Origin of the sequence: Acinetobacter sp. Colony158, assembly GCF_019264745.1 — a bacterium.
GTDB classification, from domain to species: Bacteria; Pseudomonadota; Gammaproteobacteria; order Pseudomonadales; family Moraxellaceae; genus Acinetobacter; species Acinetobacter ursingii.
This window is the reverse complement of the sequence record NZ_CP078523.1, coordinates 373791-374322: the sequence shown is the minus strand read 5'-3', so window position 1 is coordinate 374322 and position 532 is coordinate 373791. Positions and strand designations below refer to the sequence as shown.

General features: G+C 38.5%; 1 protein-coding gene. It reads left to right on the top strand.

The window, feature by feature from the left end; all coding sequences use genetic code 11:
* Positions 1-65: 65 nt before the first annotated feature.
* Positions 66-532: hypothetical protein (locus tag JR005_RS01135; RefSeq protein WP_218665435.1), on the top strand; the 467-nt coding region annotated here is incomplete at its 3' end.

Genomic DNA, 532 nt, shown 5'->3' with positions numbered 1-532 from the left:
ATTTTAATTCTGCTTTGACATCGCTTTTATGCGACAATAGTTCTTTCATTTTTGCAGAGACTTCCATGACCGACCAATCTCCTGAATCTTTAACGGATATCGAAATTTTAGATATTTTACAGTCAATGAAAAAAGATGAGCTTGATGTTGAAGCGAAAGAGATTATCCGTAATGGGGGCAAAGCGGGTCGACAAGAAGCACATAAACAGGCGCTTGTAGCTTTAAACCATAGTTTTGAAGAAAAATTTGTAGAGGCTGTGACGCTGGCATTGGGATTGAACCCTGCACAAGCAAAGAAAATTCGTTATAAGAAAGACCGTATTCGTATTTTGAAAGCACGTGGTATAGATTATATGGCGATTGATGGTGCCGAAACTGCGCAGGTTTTAGCACAAATCGCACAAGCCATTACTCGTGAAGATGCGATTGTCACCAAAGACTTGCATAATATTTTTCCTTTCTGGAAAGAAGGCTGGCCAATGGTTCAATTTGATAGTGCTTACAAAATTTTGTCAGAAGATATTCAGTTACA